This is a genomic window from Anaerococcus hydrogenalis, assembly GCF_002871895.1.
Lineage (GTDB): Bacteria > Bacillota > Clostridia > Tissierellales > Peptoniphilaceae > Anaerococcus > Anaerococcus hydrogenalis.
This window is the reverse complement of the sequence record NZ_PNHP01000001.1, coordinates 262,356-278,951: the sequence shown is the minus strand read 5'-3', so window position 1 is coordinate 278,951 and position 16,596 is coordinate 262,356. Positions and strand designations below refer to the sequence as shown.

Here is a 16,596-nt window from a genome sequence, read left to right as displayed (position 1 = left end):
CCTCCTACACTATTGGTTGATGAACTGTTACAAGCTTGGTTCCATCAGGAAATGTGGCTTCTATTTGTACATCCTTAATCATTTCAGGGACACCTTCCATGACATCATCCCTCGTTAGAATCTTCCTGCCTTCTTGCATCAAATCTGAAACAGTCTTGCCATCACGAGCCATTTCATAAAGCTCGGCACTGATTAGAGCGACTGCTTCAGGATAGTTTAATTTAAGTCCACGTTCTTTACGCTTTCTGGCAACTTCTCCAGCTGTAAATATCATCAAGCGTTCAATATCTTTTGGTACTAAATGCATATCCTTCCCCCTTTTTCAATTAAATAATCTATTATTTCTTTTTCACATTCTATTAGATCCTGGCCCATCTTGCCCAAAATCCTAATTTGAATATCATTTCTAAAACTTAAACTTGCCCCACCTTTTAGGCCTCTTTTTTGGCTATTCTTTTCAATTATTTTGCGGATTTCGCCAATGTTATCTTCATTGGAAAAATTTATAGCAACCATGGACAAAAAGTGGTCATAGCCTTCCATCAAACCAAGTTCATTTATATTTTGTTCTCTTGGCCTTATGAGGTTTTTTTCGGTATAGATAAGTTTGCTATCAAGGTTTATATCTAGATTAGTCTTGTAGCTTTTAAATTCAAAGCTTTCTCCCCTTCCAATTCTACCAGATACAAAACAGTTAGAAAAAATAAGCCTGGCATCTTTTTCTAAATCCACCTTGATCTCCTCCCTAAAGTCTGCATCCTTGTAGAGAATCATGGGTAAAAGTTTAAAAATAAAGTCAGATTTTTCTTCTCCACGAATTTCGACCCTACGACTTGCGAAAGAATCCTCGTTCATCTTATAAACTTTTTCATATGATTGAGAAGAAAGCAAGACCTTGCTATTTTTTTTTGCATAAAATCTTTCTTCTTGCCTATCGCCTTCCAGGATACCTGGGCTTGAGCTCATAATCATAGCCTTGGTAAAGTTGCCGTATTTGAAGGTGTGCATGACTAAGAATGGTGGAGAATTGTAAATATCTTTTAGGATTGTTGTGTCATCCTTATTTTCAAACTCTAAATATAATCTGCTTGCTCTTGCATATGTTTTTTTCATTATTTTAAATCTTCTAATAAGACTTGCTTTCTTATCCAGTCATAGACCTCATTTAGGCCATCGCCATTTTTGATATTAGTAAAGATAAATGGACGATCTCCTCTTTGGGCTAGGGTATCCTTTCTCATAGCATCAAGGTCAACGCCAACATAATGAGCTAAATCTTTTTTGTTTATGATAAGAAGATCTGATCTTAAAATTCCTGGGCCTCCTTTTCGCGGTATATCCCCACCTGCAGCTACATCTATTACAAAGATGGTGGCATCTGCAAGGTCAGGACTAAAGGTTGCTGATAGATTATCTCCACCACTTTCGATAAAGATTATTTCTATATCCTTAAAATTTCTGACTAAATCCTCACAAGCTTCAAGGTTCATAGAAACATCATCTCTTATAGCTGTATGAGGACATCCTCCAGTTTCTACTCCTCTTATCCTATCTCTTTCAAGAATCCCCTGATCTTTTAGGTAGTTTGCATCTTCTTCTGTATATATATCATTAGTAACTACTGCTACCTTGTAATCTTTTTTGAATTCTTCTACTAGTTTTTCTATCAAATGTGTCTTTCCGCAGCCAACAGGGCCTGCGACACCGATTTTTACGTAATCCATAAGCCTCCCTAAGACATATAAAGTCTTGAATATAATACTTCATGTTGCATTGAAGCAACTTCTACACCTGGATATGAAGTAAAATAATACTCCTCATCCAATTTATCTATCTTTGTAACTAAATCTATTATCAAGTCATAGATTTCATATAAGATTTTCTGCCCATCAAACTGGCTGATAGGAATAGTCTTAACCGCTGTAATAACTAGATTCTGTGCCATATTGAAAGCAAAACTCAAAAGAGATGCGGTCAAATCAATATCAAGACTTGCTGTAATTAGAGCATAGGCGACTGAATGATGGATGATAATGTCATTTTTCTTATGATAATCTAGGTAGTCATAGTATTGTTCTGACATAGCTATGTCCATCTTATGAACTGTCGATATAAGTCTTGAGCCTAACTTCTCTGAAGCTTCCCTTAACTCTTTTTGGCTTTTTTGAGCCTGTAATCTTATATTTAAATCTAAAAGCTCATCTTTTTTTCCTTCTATAAAATAATTGTAAGCTAGATATACAGCTAAAAGGTCATTATAATAGAAGCTAGTTTTTAAATAGTTAATTAAATATTTTTTTATGTCTTTCGAATCTTTAATCAAATTCTTTAGGATATAATTTTCGAGTCCATAAGAATGAGAATAAGAACCTATAGGAAATTGACTATCATTTAATTGAAGGAGGATGAGCTCTTCTTCATATTTTTTTCTATTCATGGTGATGGTGGTCATGATTGTGGTCGTGATGGTGACTATGGTGATCTACTACTTGACCTTGAGGTAGAATTGCCATCAAGTTGTTTTTTGGCAATAATTTAGCCATGACCTTATCAATCTTTATCCCTTCTACAGTCTTTAGCATATCTTCAAGGGTCTTCTCATATGGTGTAATTAAAGATTCGCCATCTTCTGACCAGTATAATTTTGCATGACGATTGCCAATAATATATGCCAAGTTAACAAAGAACTTAGCATCATCTATGGAGAGCTTTAAGCATTCTAGCTCTTCGATATTGATAGCATAAATTACATTAGCTTCTCGATAAATTATATCTCCATGCTTTAGACCTCTTTGTCTATCTTCTTCAGAAAGCTTTAGACCCAAATCCAGACCCTCATATTCAAATCTTTGAATTTTCTTGTGGGCATGGTCGTAAGGCATATTAAGCCAGTTGATTATTAAATTTTCTTCATTTATATCAAAAACATTTCCAATAATTTTTTCTATTATCACTTTATTCACCCCTTTTTTACAAACTTAATAGTACCCCTTAAAACAAAAAAAACAATGATTTTGCATTTTATTAAGTGTAATTTTCTTTATTATACTTTTTGAAGACAAGCTTAGTAAAATTCCCACTTAACTAGGTGGGTGCAAAGTGGGTGGACATTTTAACGTTAACATCCTGTGCACTCGACCCTAGAGCATTGATATCTTCCCCCATACATCCAAAATACGCTCAAAAAGCGCACCGAGCCAGCTTACAACCGCCAATCATTAAACCTTTTAACGATAACTCTCGCTAAGCCCTACTACACAAGGGCAAATTTGCACTCACCTAATCAGCCTTTGACATCAATACGACACTCTCAACGGAACTATCATTGTCCAAACTTAAATTGATATCCTCATCTATCAATGTAAGCTTGAAAGTAAGCGATTTAACCCATCTACCCGATTCATTCTTTTCTCCATATATTTCTATTTTTTCTATCAATTGATTGAATAATCTCTTCTTGTCGACGTCTGAAAGCACTGAATATAGCTTATGAAAATTAATCAAAATCTTATAAATATTATCAGAAGTTATCTTTTCTTCTAAGATAGCTTCTTTTCTTTTTCTGCTGTCTGAAATCTGTAATTCTACATAATCTAATTGATCATAGATTGCATCTAACCTTAGATTTAAATCTTCAAATTTTCTTTCATAATGTTTATCTTCAAAATCTAAAGAATCAATTTGATTTATCAAAGATGCTTTTGTTCCCAATAATTGTCTTTCTTTAGCCATGTGCTTGTCAATGATTTTATCAATTTCATCAGTATCTATTTGTATATTAATTTTTTCTTCTAATTTTTTTGCGAAACTTGGATTACTAATTATTTTTGTTATTATTGTTGCAACTTCACTATCGATTGCATCCGCCTTAATTTGTTTACTGAAGTTACACTTATATCCATTCATCAATTGTCGATGCTTACATGAGTAATAGTAATAATCCTTGTAGTGTTCTCCATTATTCTTGCGTTTACGACTTTTATTTCCATATAAACCTGCACCACAAACTGGGCATTTTATAAGGCTTGACAATAGATAAGTTTTCTCATCATTTCCTCTATTTATCTTTTCATATTTCTTAGCTTGTGACTTTCTCTTTTTCTGCGTTAATTCCCAAAGTTCATCGTCAATAATAGATTCATGTATTCCTTTACTTATAATATAATTATCAGCTTTTTCTTGCGAAATTTTCCCTGTAATTTTATTCTTTTTTGTCTTTCTTCTACCATAGGCAATTTTCCCATTATATACAGGATTATCTAAAATTTGGCGAATTAATGAAGCAGAAAAATATAGTGATTTTCCATTTTGTCTGATAGGTTTTCTTATGTCTAATGATGCTAAATATTTTGCAACTCCATTTGCTCCCATATCTGAATTAGTGTATAAATCAAAAATCATTTTTATTGCTTTAGCTTCGTCTTCATTAATTATCAATTCTCCATCTTGAAGCTTATACCCAATTGGAGCAAAACCACCATTCCATTTTCCTTCTCTTGCTTTTTGTTTTCTGCCTTCCATGGTTTGAGCGATGATGTACTCTCTTTCCATCTCAGCTACTGCCGATAGTATAGTTATGACTAATTTTCCTGCATCTTTTGAACTATCAAGGCCATCATCAACTGATATCAAATATACCCCATGCTCTTCCATTACTTGCAAAGAATTTAATGTATCAGCTGCATTTCTACCAAATCTAGATAATTTGAATACTAAAACACAATCAACGTTGTCTTTTTCTTCTTTGATATCATCTAACATAGTTATAAAATTGTTTCTACCAATTATTGATGTCCCTGATTTTCCAGCATCTTTATAAACATCTACTATCTCTATATCATAAGCTTTAGCATATTGTTTTATTCTTTCTTCCTGAGCATCTAGGGAATAGCCATCAATTTGCATAGAAGTAGACACTCTAGTATAAACATAGGCTCTTTTCTTTTTCATGGAAACACCTCCTTTAAATAAGTTTGGACAAAATAGCAAGTTCTTTTATACACTATATTTTACTATATTCCAATTTAAAAACCAACAAATAAACTAATTTGTTGGCTTTAAGTCCTCATTATTATTTTCATCATTTTTCTTATCAAAATCTAAATTAGATTCTAAAATTTCTGGTGGCATATCTAGGCTTTTAAAATCTGTTTGATCTGCATATTTCTCTATAAATTCTTGTAGTAGACGAGCAAGCCCGTCTAACTCATCAGCCATGATAACCACCTCCTTAAAAAATTTCTTCACTTTTTATATGCCATAATTTTTTTAGAAAGGTGTTTTTTTAGTTTTTAATATTCATATTCTACTCTTTTTTTTATCCAAATGACTTTATTACATATTAAAAATAGAAGATTGAAGAAATGGAGATGAAAAAGGAGGAAACACAATTTGACATTCGTAAAGGAAAAAAGAGATGATATAACTCTATTATCTCACCAGATAAAAAACGGTAGTCCTACTTGCTAGGCTCAACTATTTTCAAAGTAATAAGGTCCGGCTACGGTAACTTTATTATTTCAAAATAGTCGAAGGTCTTGAATTGATGCCATTAAAATTCATGATCTCAAGGGTTCTTCCATATGTATTTATTAGAAGAACCTAAATGGTAATTTTAAAAGAGTCATCTTTGAAAATTAACTGTTTAATCAAATGGCAAAATCTAAAAGTTATATCAAGACGGTATCTGCTGAATTGAAATAACAATAATATTTAAGCCTATATTATTTAGATTTTTTAGAGCATCTTAAGCTCGTAAAAAAAGGAGGAGGCTAATTAACAATAATATAGAAACCAAATTTATTTAGGAGGATTCCAGAATGTCAAGAAATAAAAATATCTTACAATTTGAACTATTTAAGAGAGCATCTGAAGGATTAAAAGGAAATACAACCAGAAAGCAATATAAATATGCCTGTAAGAAATTTGCAAGCTTGTGCAAAGAACAAGGAATTAAACAAATAGAAAAAGTAGATAAAGATTTAATACAAAAATACTCAAACCATTTACAGGAAGATCATTTTAAGTTTTCTGCTGGTACTATTCATACCTACCTTGCCCCTATTTGCAAGGCTTGTGGAGTAAATATGAGAGATATTAATAAGCCTAGGAGGAAATCTAATACCATAACCAAAGGTAGACAAGAAGCAGAAAATCCTTTTGGAAAATTACAAGAAACTTCACCTGAATTTAAAAGGCTAATTACCTTACAAAAAGCTGTTGGTATAAGAAGAAATGAACTTGAAAATCTAAAAAGAGAGGATTTTATTAAGGGAGAATATGGCATATATTATGTCCATGTAAGAAAAGGAAAAGGCGGAAAAGAAACTTTTCAAATGATTCTCCCTAAAGATGTACCTATAGTTAAAAATATATTCGAAGAAGTTCCTACAGGTCATAATGTATTCTCTAAAGATGAGATGAATAATAAAATAAATCTTCATGCCCTAAGAAGAGAACACGCTAATGATGTTTACCAATTCTTTGAAAATATAATATTAACAGTTAATGGATTCGCTAGATCATTAAGAGAAAGACTTATTAAAATGTTTGAAAGAGGAAATTATGATTTATATAAAGCAAATCCCCAAAAATATGAAGCTAAATTAAAACGATTTATTGATGATATGAATGATACTCCCTATGAACTCAGAGGAGAAAATAAAAAAAGAGCTATCCAAAATGGGAAACCCGTTATCTATAATCGTCTAGCCCTTATGGCTGTTTCTGTACTGGCTTTAAGTCATTGGAGATTAGATGTTACTGTAGTAAATTATATTGTATAAATCGAGTAGGATGTAAATGATTAATTCATCTACCGACCTCTCACACCACCGTACGTACGGTTCCGTATACGGCGGTTCTACCGTTTAATTTGAACTTTATTGTAATAGCTGACTAGGGATATATAGCCCCTTTCAGCTATTCTTTTGTTGTTAAGAGCTCTGCTCAGTATTGGGCTTTTTGCTATTCTCCAATAGGATTTGCGTGTATTTGCCCATTGCCAAGCTTGATATTTAGCTGTACCTAATTTTACTAAGTTTTTAAATTTGGTTTTTATTTTCTTCCAGCCTTTCCACGCACACATTCTGATTCTTCTTCTTAACCATTCGTCTAAAATTTGAAGATGTTTTCTCATATTTGCAAGTTTGAAATATTGTATCCATCCTCTTACGATTTGGTTGATTTTTATTCTTCTTTGCCTATAGCCTAGTGCATTACTTCTGCTTGTTACCGCTTTTAGTTTTGCCTTTAGTTTCTTTAGGCTTTCTTTGTGTGCTTTTAATTGGGTTCCATTGTTATGGTAAAATCCATATCCTAGATATTTTGTTTGGCTTAATTTTCTTATTGAGGTCTTTTCCTCGTTTACTTTAAGTTTTAATTTTCCTTCTAACAGATTTTTGACTCTTTTATAGTATCTTTCGGCTGCTTTCCTATTTCTTGCGAATATTAGCATGTCGTCTGCATATCTTACAAATTTGTATCCCCATTTTTCAAGTTCTTGGTCAGCTTCATTTAGGTAGATGTTTGCGAGTAATTGACTTAGGGGTCCACCTTGTGGTACTCCTTTGTATGATTTTACTTTTATCCCATCTATCATTATTCCTGATTTTAGATATTTGTGTATTAAGGATATTACATCTCCATCTTTTATTTCTTCTGATAGGATTTGTATGAGTTTGGATTGATTTACTGTGTCGAAGTATTTTTCTAGGTCTAAATCTACTACCCATGTGTATCCTTCATCTGCTATTTCTTTTATCCTTTTTAAGGCATCGTGTGCACTTCTTTTTGGTCTAAATCCATAGCTGTTTTCTGAAAATTTCTTTTCATAGATGGGGCTTAGTATTTGTGCTATTGCTTGTTGTATCACCCTATCTGTTGTTGTGGGTATTCCTAGATTTCGTTTCTTACCATTTGATTTTGGTATTTGTACCCTTTTTACTGGTTTGGGTTTGTATTTCCTTGCTCTTATTTGTCCTAGTATTTTATATTTGTTTTCTTTTAGATGTTTTAGGAGTTCTTCTGTTGATATTCCATCTACTCATGCTGAACCTTTGCTGGATTTTACTCTTCTAAAGGCTTCGTTTAGGTTGTTTCTATGGAGTATCTTTTCAATTAGTTCATTTTTGGTATTTTCTTCTTTTGAGTTAATCTTATCATGACTGTGTATAGCTAATTTATTTTCACTTTCCGAGTTATCTTTGATTTGTCTGGTTAATTCTCTACAGTCTTTGTCATGATTAGTTTCTTTCATAAATTTATACCTCCTGTAGTTCGGTCCTTCCTAGTTTTAACTAGTACTATGACTTTTGCTGACTTCTCATAGTTCGTTGTTACTACTAAGTCGCCTATGAGACCTCCTCGGGTAAGGGCATATTCTTTCCTCTCATCTATCTGCCACATTTACATTTACGTATTCCGTGTAGTTATTGGACTTTACTTTGTTTTGCAAGCTTATCCTACGTAACTGCCTTATGTGATTTCTGTTCGTCAGACCAAGAGTTTGCCTAGGGCTTCCTTCAGATTCCACCTCACGATGGACACCCTTGCCTTTGGCTATATGTTTCCCACTACCGGGCACACTTAGGACTTACACCTGTTAGAATATGCTCATGCCGAGCACACAAAAATACCAGAGCAAGCCTAAAGCTAACTCTGGCATAAGGTCTAATATTTGCTTAGCTTATACTAGGTCTTTTTATTTTCTTTTTTTAGTCTTGAATAAGGCAAGGCTTGCTGCAAATAGTCCCATAACTACTGATGATAGGCTCTCTACTCCTGTTTTAACATTTGTACTTGTTGGAGCTTTATCATTGTTTGCTTGTGATTTGTCATCACTTCTTTGGTTCTTATTTTCCCTTGCTTCTTCTTTATCCTTATCTTCCCTTGGAATTTGAACTAAGTTATCGTCTTTTGAAGGATCTCCTTTAAGCTTTTTAGTCTCTGAGCTTGCCTCTACTACTAATCCTTGATTGTCTTTTGGATTTTCACTCTTATGAGCTATATTTGTTTCTGGAATTTGTGGATTTTCTGAAGGTACTTCTGATGGTTCTTCGCAAGGATTGTCTGAAGGTTTTTCTGTATCACTTGGGCAAGTTATATTCCAAATCTTTGAATAATCCTCATCTTTTTTCTTTGTTTCATCAAAAGTTTGTTTATTTTCTTCTTTAACTTCTTTATGAAGCTCGTAGAAGTCTGGTTCAACACTTAGATCAGACTCAGCAAATAGGAAGGAACCTTGTGCTTTGATTTTTTCTTTTCCATCTTTGTCTTTGACTTTCCAACCCTTAAAGCCTTTACCTTCTGGAAGTTCTCCCTTGTATTCTGGTAATTGGAAGTCCTCTCCCTTTACAAGTTCATTTTCCTTATTACCTATTGTAATCTTGACTTTTTCGGGATCTACAGGAGTTAATGAGCCAGTTTTTTTGTCAAAGCTAAATTCTTTTACCCTAGTATTGTTTGCAAAGTCTTTTACTACAAACTTAATTGTTAGCTTATCATCATTGATATCTTTGATATCATCTAAGGACTTGTATTCTTTACCATTTACAAAGATTTGTTTATCTTGGATTTCTCCAGCCTTATCCCCATCTCTCTTGTCTGTAACATTGAATTTGATGAATTTATCTTTATCATATTCAATAGCTGTGTTACCATCATCTTTTTGTTCGATTTCTGGTTTTATAGTATCATAGAGGAATTGATAGTGAACACCTACAGCCTTGGCATTGAGATTACTATAACCAGTTTGTAGGTAGACATTGCCATCCATATCTTTAACCCTATCTGGGAAGCCATTAGCCTTGTAGTCCTTCATTCCCCAATCCATGATGTCTCCATCTTTTACATCAAGCTTAATATTAAAGTCTCTTGTATTATCAATGTGTAAATCACCATAGATTAGGTAGTTGTCAACAACTGACTCGTTAACTCTCATTTCCCAGTTGAAACCACCCTTATCTCCTATCTTTCCTCTAAGATAGAATTCTGGTTTTCTTACATAGATTTTATTGTCCTTTGTTGGATTGAAATAGTTTCTATCCATAGTCAAATCTACTGGTTTTGCATCTATAAATAGCATTGCTCCGTCTTCTTTGATGGCTTCTACGTTGGATTTATCATCTCCAAGGTATTCCTTGCCATCTTTGCCAAGAAGAACTAGTTTAGAAGGATCATCTACAAGATTTCCATCTTTATCTATAGCTTCTCCCTTTTCATTAGTTTTGAATTTAAAGACTTGATATCTAACTATATTAAATCCGTCCAAGGCTGACATGAGAACTGATTGAGTGCTTCTACCATCTTCAACATTTCTACTATCACAGTAGATTGTTTTTTGTGATAGGGCCTTGATGTTAGGGGCAGTATTTTGGATTTTTTCTATAACTTCCTTGCTATAAACTCCATTACCATCAAGCATATCAGTTTTTCCTGGGTTAAATGTCGTAACTCTTAGGGCATATCCCTTTCTTACAATCATATTATCATTTAATACATATTGACCCTTTTCATTATCGAAGAACATCTTGTTTGTATCCATCTTGCTTGGATCTTTTGGTTTTTGTTTAGTTAGTTCACCTTCACCTAGTTCGATAATATTTCCATAGCTTGAAGCATATGGTGAAGCTTCCTCGGCTTCATCCTTCTTTTCTGACATTCTTATTATAGTTTTAGCTTTTGTTTGACCCTTATCTTTTACGATAATATTCATATCTCCAGTAAAGGATAGACCATCGACTACATCATTTGTGTTTGCAAATAAGTCAAAGGTTAGAGTTTTTGTTTGTGGGTCGTATTTACTTGCCTTGATTTCTATTAGTTTAAAGTCATTACCATAGTAGGCCTTAGCATCTTTTGATACATTATTTACTTCTCCAAGAATTTCAAAATGGCCATCCTTTGATGGACTTAACACTCCACCAAGCCTTGATTTAACATCATCAAGTTTCTCAGTTTCATATTCTAGATCACTTCCATCTTCGTAGGATTTTACATTTCCTTTTTCATCATATAGATAATCAAGCTCTACTGTTTTCATTCCACCAGTTGTAAAGTCTTCTATTTCCTTATATTTCTTTTTAATTAGTTTCTTTAGGTCTTTATTTTCAAATTCTCTAATTGTTGAAATATTTTTATCTATTTCAAGGCTAGCTTCTCCCTCAACTGAACTTTCTTCAGCTGGTTTTGAGTCTTCATCCTTAGCTTTATTATTATTGGTATTTTCCTCTGAGCTTATTGCATTTTTGAGTTTTTCTTCAGAAATTTCTCCAAGTTTTTTGTAAGAAGAAGAATCTTTGTCAGGATCTACTAGGTAATAAGAAATCATTCCCTTTGCATCAGCTTTACTATCAAATTTTATCCTATGGATTTTGGTGAAGTTGCTTGCACCATCTAGGGCGATTACTTCGATAATTTTTCCTCTTAAATCTCCAGCTCCTTTAATTTCGTAGATAGTATTTCCTTTAGCATCAAGCTTTCTATGTCTACCTTCGCCTTCTCCTGCATATTTTACATCAAGGTTTCTTTCAACATCACCATACTCGTCAACTATAGCTGCACCTGCATACCATACTTCGTTGGCTACTTCTTCAAATTTCTCTGGATGGTCTTTTTGATCTCTTACAAACAAGGTTTCGTTTTTGTACTTATCTTTTGCCTTGTGGTAAGTATCTTTTGCTATTAATTTGATTTTGTTTGGATCAGAGAAATCAACATCGACAATTGTTGGAGCTGTATTGTCAACTTTTACTGGTATATAAGAAACTTGCCATGGATAATCCTTAGTTAATCTGTATTTGAACTTGTAGAAGTATTGACCCTCAGCTATTGGTTCAAATTGACCCCTAAGTTTTGTTTCCAAGTCTTGGTTATTATTATCATCATTAGCGCCTTCTTCTCTTCCTCTAGGATTGTAAATAAGGCCATCCCATTTCAAATCTCCCATAACTTTTAACTTGGATGACTTAATACCCTTAGCATCGTTTCTCTTTGAGTTTAGGATTCCTTTGATGAAGTGCTCTCTTGATACAACCTTGAGGTCTTTTTGTCCTTCGCCCTCTTTGTCTGTATTTACAATTGAGATTAAGCCTTCTTCTGCACTTCTTAGAACGAGTGGGGAAGGTGTTAGCCCTCTTTCTATTTGAACTTCTTGTGTTTCTCCCTTATTATCAAGTGGATAAATTCTTGCGACTTTTGATTCGCTTTGTGATGGATCAAATAATCCTTGGTTGTTATTTAGTGCAAATAAATCAGGATCTTGATCAAGTGATTTTGTATTTCCATCTTTTCTGTTTTGGATAACGGCAGCTGGATTGAATTTATCGATGTCATGTTCTCCACCTATACCCTTGTTCAAGGTTCCAGGTATTTTTGGTTTACCATCATCGTCATAACCTTCCATGGTTTTTGATTTAGAGCCTTCTTCCCAAGCCCACTTGTCAAGGATTGGCTCCTTGTTCCAGTTTCCAGCAAAGCCCATAAGTGGCATTGATAGAGATGGTTGGAATACTGTCTTGTTTTCCCCACCACACATTGCCTCAAGTTCTTCTTTAGATTCAAGTCTAATGAAAGATTCTACAAATTGGTTTTTATCTTTTGCTTCTCCTACATTTATTACAGCCTTCAATTCATATGAAGAGTTTGGAGCAATTGTAAATACATCGTGTTCGAAAGTAATATTTGCACCCTTAATCTTTGCTGGATGAATTTCTGGAACAATTTGTTTGCCATCTAATGATTTCTTATCCTTGTAAGTTTCATCAAGTTTTAGCCTATTGGTAAGGGAATCTGTGGTGATTGCAGATGATGAAGCCTTAAATGTAAGAGGCCTATCTGATGTATTAATCAACTTGATTGTGAAATATTTCTTGTCTCCCTTAATTTCTCTAAGTGATATAGATCCATATGAGTTTACTAGACCTGCGGAGTCAACATTTTTAAAGCTTGCTATAACATCACTTCTTAGTGCATTAGCAACGTTAATTAGACCTGCACCTTGTTGTCTTGGCGAAGCATAATATAGTGATTTTTCCTTCCAAGCTGTTGGATCCATCATTGGTCTTGCTGTGTTTTGTAGGGCAATCTTTGTAAGAGTAGTTAAGTCGATTTTATCCTCACCTTCTAGGTTTTTGAGGACAGATTTTTCGAGCATCTCTTTTAGTTTTGGTCTAATCAATACTGTTGATGCTGCGACCACTGGTGTTGCCATACTTGTTCCTGACATATAACCATAAGTTGATTTGCCATCAATTACATTTAGGGTTGATTTGATGTTCTTTCCTGGTGCTGATACATCTGGTTTTAGTAGGAGGTCAACCCTTGGACCCCATGATGTAGAAGCTGCTGGCACGATTACTTCTTCTTTATAAAGTTCCTTGTCTGTATCAGGAGCAAAGTTAAAGTCTAGCTCTTTCTCATCACCAAGCTTTGGACGGTTTTTGTTGAAGCTTTCCATATCAATTGGATAGTATTGGTCAAGCTTATCTTTGAAGTCTTCTTTCTTGTTTCTCTTAACCTCAGTTTTATTGGCTGGAGCAATCATATTCCAAATTTTAAGTCCATCATCACCAGATACTGAAAATACTTGGCAAGTTGTTCCTTCATCTTCTTCGTAGCCCATGGCTGGAAGCTCTGTCCAGTTATCCCTGTTATAGTAGTTAACAGTATTTACAACCATGATTGCGCGAGCACCTTTATCGGCAGCTCTTTTGAAGGCATATTTTAAATCCTTTGTATATATTCTATCCATAACGGCAATTTTGCCTTTAAGATCAAGCCCAACTAGATCTTCATCTTGACCCTTGCCTATATAAACAAATTTCATTTTGTCTGCTGCTTTGCTTCCGTCTTCATTTCTAATAATCTTATTTTTATCGAAGAAGGTACCGATATTTCTATACTTAAAGCTTTCGCCACCAATATTTACCTTATCAAACTCTACTATTTGATTTTTAGCTGATGCAACAGCTATGGCATCTTCATGGGCAGCAGTTCTAGTTACATTTCCTGTATCGGTCATCTTTAGTTGGTTATTAGCAGCCAAGTCCCATGATGAGCTTGAAGCAGATGTTGCATAATTACCAGTAGCAACTACCATAGGAATCCCCGCTTTTCTTAAAGCCCTAACTGCTTGCCAATATTTCTCACCTATAAGACCTGTTCCTGTAAATCCAGAAGATACAGATACTACATCAACTTTATGTTTGATTGCATCTTCAATAGCGTGAAACATTGTTTCATCACCAGCAAAGCCATCACCTGAATCTGAGTACATCTTGTAAGAAAAGATTTGAGCATTTGGTGCTATTCCGTCTATTCCATTGTACTTAGCTATATCCTTATCAGTATCATTACCAGCAAGGATTCCCGCTATATGCATACCATGTGGATCATGATAGTCAGAACCATCGTCATATTTTTCGACAGTGATTTTGCCACCGTTATAATAGTTAAAGGCATGAGGAATTTTATCACTCAACCAAAAGTCCTTGTCAGTTCCCTTCATGTCCTCTTTTTTATATCTCATATAAGGCTTAGCATCATCGTCAATTCTCATAGCCTTGTGCCTATAATCAGTCCCAGTATCGATATTTGCAATTACCATGCCCCTACCATCAAACTTCATTATCATGTCTTTGTTGATAGCTTTTAGGTAGTCGATAGCTTCGTTGACACCAATTTCTTCCCTAGCGTGATTCATCATTGGCTCAACTTTTTGGGATCTTTCTACAGATGAGATTCCTTCGATGTGTTTAATCAAATCAAGATTATCTTGTTTTGTTTCAATTGCACAACCATTAAAAATTGTGTTATAGGCATACAAAACTTTTGTAGAAGAAAGTTTTGATATTTCCTTCATTGCCCTTTCCCCAGCCTCTTTATCTTTAAATTCGGCTATGTATATGAGCCTTCCCTCGTCTTTCTTTTCTACAGCTATATCATCTTTCTTTTCTTCAGTAGATAAATCCTTATTAAGGTCAGCTTTATGTGTAACTTCTGTTGCTTTCCCTTCTTTTTCAACAGACTTATCTTCTTTGAGGGAAGTTTCCAAAGCAGGAGCTTTGTCCTTGTTTGCATCTTCTTTATTTTGTTCACTTTCTTTATCAGAAGCTTCTTCTTTTTTTGCTTCTTCTTTTTTTTGTTCACTTTCTTTATCAGAAGCTTCTTCTTTTTTTGCTTCTTCTTTTTTTGCTTCTTCCTTTTTTTCTACAGTTGCTTCATTTTCTTCAAAAAGACCTTGGTTATTTGCTTCTAGCGGTTTTTCTTCTTCGCTACTGGCAAAGGAAGGCTCGTTAAATAAGAATGAAATAGACAAGGCGGCAATTAATGTCGCCTTAATAATTCTTTTATTATTCATTTATTCCCCATATCCTCTACTAAATATTTTTTTAACATGTTAAATATTAATTCATATGAATATACAAAATATAAAAATGTGATAGCGATTTTCAGTATCACAAAAGCATAATAACACTTTTATATCAGCTTGTCAATATAATCATTAAATATTTTAACACTTTTTCAAGATTTATCGCACTCGCTAGATTAAGCTTATATAGCCATTTATTTTGTGGTTAGCAAATAATTTAAGCATATATGAATACAAAACTTTAGCTTCAATAGAAATACTCTCAAAAATTTCATCTTTCATTAATACCATAGGTAACCTAATGAAGTAATACATCTCAGATTGCCTATTATAAAAATAATCAAAATTCATTCTTACCTCCTTTCTTTGAAATAAAAAAAGACGACAGAATTATTACTTTCTATCGTCTGAGATTCACATATTAAATTTTCATCATTAGATAACCTTAAAAACTCTTTTTCATCCACTAATATTGTCTTTAATATATATTTTCCCTTTTATAATTTCAGGTATATGTTTTGATGTAATCTCATATTCTATTGATTCTGGAAGGTTTTTAAACATTAAAATAGAAGGAAATGCCATTGAAGAGTTGTGTTTTAAATACTTTATATCGAAAATCAAAATATCAGAATCTGAGTTTTCAAATTGCTTATATGAAAATATTTCATCTAATAAATCTCGATAATCATATTTGTTATCTTCATATTCATCCTTAATGCTTTTTGTTAAAATTGGACTAAGTCTATTAACATGTCTAAAATTTAAATTATCCACTTTTGAATCTTCATATCTATTAACAGTATCACTCTCTTGAATTGAAAATATGAAATCAAAAAGTTTCATTTCAAGTAAGTCTTCTATAATATTCATGCCTGGATCAGGTGAATCTTTATGTTTAAGAATGTATCCTTTTGGTATAATCAATTTAATATCAATATCTTCATCAAATGTATTACCTAAATTTGAAATCATTAATTTAATAACTTTAACATTATCTATATATCCAAAATACTCGTTATATTCATTATATTCTTTTATACTAATATAAAGTTTTTTTAACAACGAATAGCGTTTTTTCTCCTCATCAGTTCCATAATACGAAGGTCCACTACTCCCAAATGGAAGCTGTAGCTGAGAACTATAACTCTTTAAGTTTCCCAAATTCCAAAAATTTTCTTCAATGTTAATTTGATTTTTATTAGCAAAATCATTAATAGCTTTTA

The 16,596-nt window shown here is 33.3% G+C and carries 12 protein-coding genes and 1 pseudogene; 1 reads left to right on the top strand and 12 read right to left on the bottom strand.

All coding sequences use genetic code 11. The features are described 5' to 3' along the window. Positions 1 to 4: 4 nt before the first annotated feature. The 7 genes from ureA to CJ192_RS01260 all read right to left on the bottom strand — a co-directional run bounded on the left by ureA (position 5) and on the right by CJ192_RS01260 (position 5,217). Positions 5 to 307 (bottom strand): urease subunit gamma, encoded by a 303-nt coding sequence (gene ureA / locus CJ192_RS01290; RefSeq protein ID WP_004816472.1) that lies wholly within the window; start codon positions 305 to 307, stop codon positions 5 to 7. After that, positions 298 to 1,113: an urease accessory protein UreD gene (locus CJ192_RS01285; protein WP_102197472.1), complete on the bottom strand. Its 816-nt coding sequence runs from the start codon at positions 1,111 to 1,113 to the stop codon at positions 298 to 300. The genes ureA and CJ192_RS01285 overlap by 10 nt, the downstream gene beginning before the upstream one ends. Beyond that, positions 1,113 to 1,724 carry an urease accessory protein UreG gene (gene ureG / locus CJ192_RS01280; protein ID WP_004816716.1) on the bottom strand — a complete coding sequence of 204 codons (612 nt, stop codon included), beginning with the start codon at positions 1,722 to 1,724 and terminating at the stop codon, positions 1,113 to 1,115. Before ureG ends, CJ192_RS01285 begins: the two co-directional genes overlap by 1 nt. A gap of 8 nt (positions 1,725 to 1,732) precedes the next feature. After that, on the bottom strand, positions 1,733 to 2,437 hold the full coding sequence (locus CJ192_RS01275) for an urease accessory protein UreF (protein WP_102197471.1): 705 nt from the start codon (positions 2,435 to 2,437) through the stop codon (positions 1,733 to 1,735). Then, entirely contained in the window at positions 2,430 to 2,954 is a 525-nt protein-coding gene (locus CJ192_RS01270) for an urease accessory protein UreE (RefSeq protein WP_004816607.1), read from the bottom strand. Before CJ192_RS01270 ends, CJ192_RS01275 begins: the two co-directional genes overlap by 8 nt. Positions 2,955 to 3,279: 325 nt before the next feature. After that, a complete protein-coding gene (locus CJ192_RS01265) occupies positions 3,280 to 4,950 on the bottom strand; it encodes a recombinase family protein (protein WP_102197470.1) in 1,671 nt (556 codons plus the stop codon). Positions 4,951 to 5,043: 93 nt separating this feature from the next. Then, the gene (locus CJ192_RS01260) at positions 5,044 to 5,217 is read right to left on the bottom strand and encodes a cobalt ABC transporter (RefSeq protein ID WP_102197469.1); all 174 of its coding nucleotides are present in this window, start codon (positions 5,215 to 5,217) and stop codon (positions 5,044 to 5,046) included. Between the two features lie 602 nt (positions 5,218 to 5,819). Between CJ192_RS01260 and CJ192_RS01255 the strand changes: the two genes are divergently transcribed. Continuing rightward, entirely contained in the window at positions 5,820 to 6,785 is a 966-nt protein-coding gene (locus CJ192_RS01255) for a phage integrase SAM-like domain-containing protein (RefSeq protein WP_102197468.1), read from the top strand. 77 nt (positions 6,786 to 6,862) lie between these two features. Here the strand turns inward: CJ192_RS01255 and ltrA are convergent, their stop codons facing one another. From ltrA to CJ192_RS09355, 5 genes and pseudogenes are all read right to left on the bottom strand, one after another. Further along, a complete protein-coding gene (ltrA, locus tag CJ192_RS01250) occupies positions 6,863 to 8,035 on the bottom strand; it encodes a group II intron reverse transcriptase/maturase (protein WP_219721364.1) in 1,173 nt (390 codons plus the stop codon). A gap of 9 nt (positions 8,036 to 8,044) precedes the next feature. After that, positions 8,045 to 8,257: a hypothetical protein gene (locus CJ192_RS09360; RefSeq protein WP_219721362.1), complete on the bottom strand. Its 213-nt coding sequence runs from the start codon at positions 8,255 to 8,257 to the stop codon at positions 8,045 to 8,047. Between the two features lie 444 nt (positions 8,258 to 8,701). Then, entirely contained in the window at positions 8,702 to 15,358 is a 6,657-nt protein-coding gene (locus CJ192_RS01245; protein WP_102197467.1) for a S8 family serine peptidase, read from the bottom strand. 195 nt (positions 15,359 to 15,553) lie between these two features. Continuing rightward, a pseudogene (locus tag CJ192_RS01240) lies at positions 15,554 to 15,721 on the bottom strand (replication initiator protein A); the annotation flags it as partial. 108 nt (positions 15,722 to 15,829) lie between these two features. Then, positions 15,830 to 16,435 (bottom strand): hypothetical protein, encoded by a 606-nt coding sequence (locus CJ192_RS09355; RefSeq protein WP_219721361.1) that lies wholly within the window; start codon positions 16,433 to 16,435, stop codon positions 15,830 to 15,832. Positions 16,436 to 16,596: the final 161 nt, after the last annotated feature.